Annotated in this window: 4 protein-coding genes; 1 reads left to right on the top strand and 3 read right to left on the bottom strand. The window is 49.8% G+C overall.

What is annotated here, in order from left to right; genetic code table 11:
- Nucleotides 1-603: 603 nt before the first annotated feature.
- The 3 genes from Q0986_RS14485 to Q0986_RS14475 form a co-directional block, all read right to left on the bottom strand.
- Nucleotides 604-1,086, bottom strand: a complete 483-nt coding sequence (locus Q0986_RS14485) for a hypothetical protein (protein ID WP_299411522.1) — start codon at nt 1,084-1,086, stop codon at nt 604-606.
- A gap of 543 nt (nt 1,087-1,629) precedes the next feature.
- Nucleotides 1,630-2,148 carry a CDP-diacylglycerol--glycerol-3-phosphate 3-phosphatidyltransferase gene (gene pgsA / locus Q0986_RS14480; RefSeq protein ID WP_299411520.1) on the bottom strand — a complete coding sequence of 173 codons (519 nt, stop codon included), beginning with the start codon at nt 2,146-2,148 and terminating at the stop codon, nt 1,630-1,632.
- A gap of 6 nt (nt 2,149-2,154) precedes the next feature.
- Entirely contained in the window at nt 2,155-7,338 is a 5,184-nt protein-coding gene (locus tag Q0986_RS14475) for a translocation/assembly module TamB domain-containing protein (protein ID WP_299411518.1), read from the bottom strand.
- 328 nt (nt 7,339-7,666) lie between these two features.
- On the opposite strand from Q0986_RS14475, the gene Q0986_RS23005 reads away from it, so the two are divergent.
- On the top strand, nt 7,667-7,751 hold an 85-nt coding region (locus Q0986_RS23005), incomplete at its 3' end, for a DUF3110 domain-containing protein (RefSeq protein ID WP_366524962.1).

The raw sequence follows: 7,751 nt of genomic DNA, 5'->3' as shown, positions 1-7,751 counted from the left end.
CCAGATTGCCATCAAGGCACTGATGACCATGTTTGGTAAGACTTTTAGCTTTAGAGCCAACAATAATTTCTATCGGTAATGTCATAAGACGATGACCTTAACAGAATCTGCACTTTAGGGAAGCAAGTGCTATGCTCTGGGTGCATAGATACACCAGGGACATCGCCTAGGAGAAGGGTGGAATCTTTGTAGATGCCACTTGAAAACGACCACCTATAAAATTTACGGGTGGTCTTCTGCGATCGCAGGAAGGATTCCCTCTCTCATAGAGCATTGTACACGGCGTTGACGCTTTTACTATGCTTGGTTTTAGAATTCAGGTGATTAATGCGCAATCGGGATTGCCCATAGAGGTCATAGCTCATCTCTTCTCTCGCAGCAGGAAATGATTACGCTTTGCTATCCTCCTCAATAATGGATGAGCTGAGTTTGCTCCTGCGTAAACCTGCATAAAATCGCCAACAATTCATTAAAAGACATCAACTTTCAATGAATTGCTGGCGCTGGGGAACCAATTGTTCAATTGTTAAGGAGGAGAGAAACCCTTCGAGGCTTAATCTCTCCTCAAGTCTCGCCCCTTTATAGGTATAGGAGCATCACTCATTAGGCAAAGGCGACTTCATGAGACGCCAAAGCAGCCTCTTCTTGAGAAGGCTGTGGGGAGAGATTGCGCTGGCGATTAGAGTGTGACAACTGTTGCCAAGCGGCCGCCATGGTTGAGGGCAATACACCCACAAGCTTAGCCAAAATATCATTGGAGATGGTTTGAATTTCCTCTTGATGAAAGTGTTGAGACAGCATTTCTAGAACGGCGACAGCCCTTTCAATGGGCAAATCCTGTTCACAAATTTGCTGCATCTTCTCTATATCTTCCATTCTTCGCTGAAAAGCGTCTTGACGCTCATCTAGAGTCTCCGGCACAGTCAATTCTGCCTTGCCCAAGGTGTGAATAGTCACACACTGTAAATCAAACATCCCCCCAATTGCGGCACCCGGTCCAATGTACTCAGCATAATAAGGCTTTTGTAGAATTAAGCCTGCAGGATTATTTTGGGCTAAAGAGAGAAGCTGTCCGTCTTTGAGCATCTCAATAGGCTGCTTGTGCTCAGAATTGCCGGCATCATCATGTGAATGGATTACTTTCATATGATTCTTGGGAGTAAATAACGGTATGAGTGAGACGAAAGGACTTGACTATTGCTGATAACCTGAGCGCTGCAAAATAAGCGAGCAAAAATTTTTAATTATGGTGAGGTATTCAGTTTGTCTAAGAAATACGAATCTACTATTTGTAGTGTGGGCCAAGATATCGAAAAATGCTTCCGTGATATTACTGGAAAACCATCTCCGTAAAAACACATAAGCACTTCCTATAAAGACATCCAGCCGATCGGCATCCTACTTATTCCGCAAGATTACGGAAAAAAGCAAACGTTATTAGCGGCCATGAAATGCATTTTATACAAACAGAAAATTAAATATACAGGGGTTGTTTGTTCGTATACATTTGTATATTTCTTGAAGTTCAGAACCGAGACTTGTGGAAATTACTGAGGCTTCAAAATCGTTCAATTTTCCTGAAAAGCATATCAGAGTTATGCTCAATCCTCGGCAAAAGCATCCACATCCTTACGGGGAAGGAGCAGGTTGTGGCCATACATAGACCAGACCAGAAACAACTGTTAGTAGAACAGCAGCAGCATAGGCAAAAAGAGACACTTGGAACCAGGGGCCAGACAGCGGTGCAACTAAGAGGGATACAGCTACAATTTGAACGACGGTTTTAATCTTGCCCCACCAATTGGCACCTGAAATTTGAGTTTGTTGGACCCGCCATCCCGCAATAGCCAACTCTCGAATCAAGATCATCACCACACTCCAAGCCGGTACCTCTCCTAAGCCCACCAGGGCAATCAGGGGGCCCAGAATCAACAATTTATCCACTAAAGGATCCAGAAATTTGCCCAACTCCGTCACTTGATCAAGCTTGCGAGCCAGATAACCATCTAACCAGTCGGTACTCGCAGCTACGATAAATATCGCCAGGCAAATCCACCGGGTGGTCGGTGTCGGACTACCCTGTAATCCATAGAGCAAAAAAGGGAGGGCTGAAAGACGAGAAAGTGTAACCCAAGTTGCAGACGTCATAGCAGGTTAAAAACGGATACGGTATTCAAGAATGCCAACGGCCTCTCCATCGGTGCTGATCGCACTACGGACTCGCAGTTGCTCATTGATGTCGTAGCTGGCGTTAAATAAAGTGGCTTCATCTAGCCCCGTCAGGATTTGTAAGGCAGATACTGAAAAGCGATCGGTGACGTCATATCCTAATTCCGCGCCAAAGGCCAACACAGATTGTTCTTGATCTTGATTCGGGATTAATACTGGAAATAACCGAAAACTGGCGCGGGTCCCCAACGCATCTGAAAACAAACCTTCAAAACCTGTAAGGAAAGCCGAGCTGGCCAAATTGACGAGGGCTAATTCGGTATTCCCATCTTCTAAGGAGTTGGGGACACTCCCGCCTAACAGCGCTAAGATTTCGCCTTCAGTACGCCTAGGCGTACTGGTGAGCTGGACCACTTGATTGAAATTATTCACCAGCTCGCTGGCTCGTCCTTCCACAGTCGCTCGGACCCGCACGGATTCTATGGCACCAATGCTACCTGCAGGTAGATCTTCAAACTCATTGAGTTCTGTTGCCCGACCTCCCGCAATATCCGTTGCTGTCGTCACCATCCCAATACTAAGGTAGGGATCGAGGCCCAGGTCCGGATCAAAATCGGCAAAGTTGTCGCGCCGTGAGTCGATGCGAAAGCGGCTCGTAAATAGATTGACCGATCCTTTGCGGAACGAAATTTTACCGGAAGGGCGAGGGGTATTCACAGACCCATTGACAATGACGTTGCCTGCTGCCACAAAGCTCAGGAGTGGTGGCTGAGTCACTCGAACATTGTCGTTGAGCTGAACCTGGAGATTTTTGAACTCCAGTGGGGTGGTTTGCCCCAGTTGCCCGAGTGAGTTTGGCGCTGAGCTGGCATTCACATCTGCCAAAATCACCTGACCGTTCGTTAACTCCATCACTCCACCTAACTGAGGTGCCAACAACGCACCGGAGAGGTTTAAGTCGCCGTCAATCTGACCATTGTATAAGCCTTTGACATTGAGCTGTAACGCTTTCAGCCCAACTTGCAAAGAAGCGGATGAAGGGACGTCAGCCATGAAAATCGGTAGACTCCCTGCCGCTGTGAGCTGACCTTGGCTGTAGAGTCCGGTTAAGCCTTTAACATAAATGCGATCGCGCTCGAAATGAATTGCCCCTGTGACCTGGGTGAGCGGTTCCACCAACAGTTCAGAACCCAGGGTGGCCTGGTTAAACTGAATTTTGCCCTGTACAGAGGGCTGAGAGGGCGTACCCGTGATCTGCAGATCCACTTCTCCCTGGCCATCGACCCAATTGACCTGATCGGTAAAGGAATTAATCAGCGCTAACCCTTGATCCTTAATCTTGAGGGAGACATCTAAGGTTTGGCTATCCGGTTCCACTGTTGTTAAGGGAAGCTGGTAGGGGATATTGCCCGCAAACTGGAGTGGAATCGCCTCTGAGCTGCCCTGAAACGACAATCGACCTTGATCATAGGTAAAGGTTGTTTGGGCTTGGTTAAGAGCGGTGGTATTCAACATCGCCTCTGTCCAAGCTAGCTCTCCCTGTAATTGGGGGTTGGTCAATGTTCCCGCTAGCGTTGCTGTTCCATTCACCGTTCCAGAGAGATCAAAGGGCAGATCGACAAATTGATTGAGACCTTGAAGCGGTAAGTTGGTTAACGTCAATTGTCCGGACTGTTGCTGAGGGCCGATGATTCCCTGAAAGCGAGCCTCCCGATCACCACTGGCAATGAGGAAGGGGCGTAATTGGAGATTGCCGTCTGCAAATCGGCCTCTCGCTACAATACGTTCAGCGCCATAGGCACCCCACTTTAATGACTGCCCTTGGAGATCAAAGGTGGTATTGAGCCCCTGTAACGATCCTGAGAATTGCAGTCGGCCCGCAAGCTGGCCCGATAATTCAGTCCAATCCGGCAGTAAGGGAGACTGCGGAGTCTCGGTTTGTTGCTGATCTTGAAGCTTATCCAGTTCTGCCAGCCGACGTAACTGCATCAGCAACGATCCTTGAACAGAACCCACGGGCACGGTTTGCACGTCTGTGGCACTGCCCTGGGGTTTGGACTGGGAGGCAGTTGCATCGAGATTGAGCGTCTTGGCTGCTGCCAGAATATCCGCTATTTCTGCTTGCCGAACCAGAAGGCTGCCTGAAATTTTGGGATGCGTTCCAGACAGGATCTTGGCTTGGAGTTGATAGGCATTATTGCGATCTAATAATTCACCTTGCTGCAAGGTAATTGTATTGTCAGAAAACTGAAATTTACCGACAAAGGTATCCCCCGTTAACTTGCCGATGCCTGGCTGATTGACCCATAATCCTCCTGTACCAGCATAGGTTTGAGGATTGAGAGTAAACTGTCCAGACGATAGCCCTGACAGTTTGCCTAATGTATCGACAGGCTGCCAGTTCAAAGCAGTGAGAGGCACCTCCTGAAAGGCCAGATTGAGTTTTCCTTTCTCTGTTTTACCGATGGCCCAGGCTTGATCACGACGAATATCAAAGGATGTGGGCAATTGATTGGAATTCAGCGCGAGGTTGATGCGATCGCGGGGTCCTGAGACGCGCAAATCCAACTGAGCTTGCTGTCCATAGCGCATTTTGCCTTTAAGAACAGGCTCAAAGAGAACGCCTCCCACCCGCAGGTTGTTCAATTGTACGGTGGATTCTAAGTAGGGATCTGCCACAGTGCCCGTGAGTTGACCCGCGAGGTTGGCCCGCCCCGCCATTTTGACTTGCGTGGGGCCAAAGGGTGGAAATAACCCCAAATCGTAACCCTGAGAACGAACCGCCAAATTTAGGGTCGTTAGCTGCGGACCTTGGGGGGTGTTCAAGTCCAGCCCCACTTGACCTTGGGACCAAAAACCTGGGGCAGTGGCTTGATCCACCAAGATTTGCTGGCCATCCCACTGCAGTTGAGCGGTAATGGGGTCGTAGACAATAGCAATACCATCAGAAAAGCGGACCTGTCCCTGGGCTCTGGCTGTGTTGACGCTAAAGCCATCAAAGGGTCCCGTAATTTTGAGTTGCCCGGTCATCCGTCCCCGAGCATCGGGCGTGTAAGCCTTGAGGGCCACCCCTGGCGCCGTTGTTGTGACGTTGACCCGATTATCTTTAATTTGGCCTTGGGTTCGCAGCTCACCACCAGGGATTTGGGTGACAATCCCTCTAAGTTGAGCAATGCTTTGGCGGACAAAGATATTGCCTGTGGTGGGAAACTGTCCCTTCAGGGCTTGAAAATCAACATGGGTGCGCACATCTTCTGGGGGACCAAAAATCTTGATCTGGCCTTGGAGAGGCCCTAAGGGGAAACCCGGATCCGCTTGGTAGACCTGTGCGATCGCATTCCCAGGAATATCGCTGGCCTCCAACTGAGTGAGTAACTGTCCCCCCGGCTGGACCTCAAAGCGAGCGGCACCTTGGAACCGTCCGCCTATCGTGGGTTCGGCCTCAATATTCTCCATTTTGAGGAGGGCATCGGCCAATTTAAACTGAGCCGTCAGCTGTTTAAAGGGCACCCGATCCACTTTAGGTTGCTGGGCCAATTGGACTGAACCCGAGAAAATCGGCTGATCAATGGGACCATCAAATCGGAGATTATCCCCCTTGAATTGTCCAGTGACGGGAAAGGGTAAACCGGTGACTTGCAGGGTTTCCAGGGTGGGCTGAGCGGCGACCCACTCTGTCTGACCGACCAAACTGTATCCCCGATCGGGGTCGATCCAGCCGGTCGCCTGCATCGGAATTTGCCCATAGTCCCCCTTCAGGCCCTCTAGACGAGCGGCAAGCCCCTTAAATCGAAGATATCCCCTCACACGACGAAAGGGTTGAGGAACGTTAACAATGCCCATCTCGACGCGCTTAAGCAGGGCCGTGCCTTGCACATCAGGGCGTTGTTTGGGGCGGAGTTTGACCCGGAGGCTAGCACTGACTTGACCCGAGTCTACAGTTATAGGCAGTTGAAAGGCTTGATCAAACAGCGGCGCAGGCAAATTCTGGAGTTGTAACCGCATCTGGGTCTGTTGCTCTAAAAAAGAGGCCATGCCCCTGGCCTTGAGTCGCCCCCGTTGGCTCATCCGCCCGTTGAGATTAAAGCGAAATCGCTGCTTTACCCCCAGAAAATCAACCGTCCCCTGCACTTGGGAGAGCCGTCGAGGTCGTTGGCGTTGATTGTCTAAAATTAGATCTTCAGGGACATCCGCCCTGGCCCCCTCGAGAGCAGCCTCTCCCTTCAATTCAACCGGACGCTGAGAGGGCACCTCAATGCGGACATCGCTGCGAATCTGATTGGCTTGGATGCGAATCGCTTGCTTGGGAACCCAAATATCCCCTTGAGACAAGGTTGCATTCGTCTGAACGGTTAAGGGCTGTTGGGGCCGCAATTTAACCTGGAACCGACCATTGAATTGGCCTTGATTAATCTCAAACGGAAGCTTCGGTAACAAGCCCATTAAGGGGGCCGCCACTAGATCTTCCGTTTGGGCATTGACCTCTAGCTGTTTTTTTGAAGATTGCCAAGCCCCTTTTACCGAGAGTTTACCGCCTGAATCCACCTGGCTTTGGGTATTAAAGTAAAGGGATTCAGGGTTTGAGAAATTGAGAGTACCGTTGAGATTACTGAGTCGTCGAGTTTCAGTTTGGGCCGGATCGATCTGAGCCGTTCCTTGGCGCACCCGCAGTTGATTCAGCTTAACTTTAATCCATGCTTTCGAAGGACCGGAGCGGAGTTGAGTGGCAATCCATTCGCCATCTTGGGTTTGATCGAGGTAGAGCTGGGGTTTGATCAGTGTGGCGTCCAGATGCAGGCTGCGACTCCAGAGGATGGGCAACAGATTAAACCGAATATCAACCGCCTCCATCTTGGCGGCATCGGCATCTACCTTGGCGCACCCTTGCTGAGGTGAACAAGCAGGAATCTCCGAAGGACCGAACCGAATATGAGTCAGGGAGTAATTTTGAACGTCCCCAATTTTGACGGGGCGATTGAGGGTCTTGCTGAGTTCCTCGGCGACGAGCGGGGTTAAGTCTTCCTCAATAAAGCGCAGCACCCAGCCGCTCACTCCTGCGATCGCAGTCAGTAGCAACCCAACTACAATGAGCAAAACGTGAAGACGAGTAAAGCGTCGATGGGGAGGCGATGGACGAGAAGCTTGCCCGTACGGGGAAGGTTGGGACATGACATCCCTCAGAGGGGTACCGTTGACAGATAAGTTGTGGGCCCTTTAACTCAAAATCTGAACCAATGCACTGTAACCTTATTACAGAAGGCTTTTCTGGGGGTTAGTTCCCCAATAATCGACAACTCACAGCAGAAAGAGACTGATTTGAACAAAATCGCTTTGATCAGCTATTCTGTCCCCCAAGCAACATTGAACATCACTCATTGTGACTTGTCTGGCCCTGTTATCATTGCACAGACAAAAAACGATTATAGAGGTAAATGTTATTCTTGTTCAGCACCCTCTAGTGGTCGATCAAAGGTCTATCTATATTCAACTCAGGATCATGCGTGTATTTGTTTTGTTATTTAATGCTGGAACTGAGAACGAGGGCATTCACTCCTTACAGAAGCAGGTTTCCACGGATGAAG

It is taken from the genome of Acaryochloris sp. IP29b_bin.148 (assembly GCF_028285565.1).
GTDB lineage: Bacteria > Cyanobacteriota > Cyanobacteriia > Thermosynechococcales > Thermosynechococcaceae > Acaryochloris.
The sequence above is the reverse complement of the archived record's forward strand: the minus strand, read 5'-3'. Positions and strand labels throughout refer to the sequence as shown.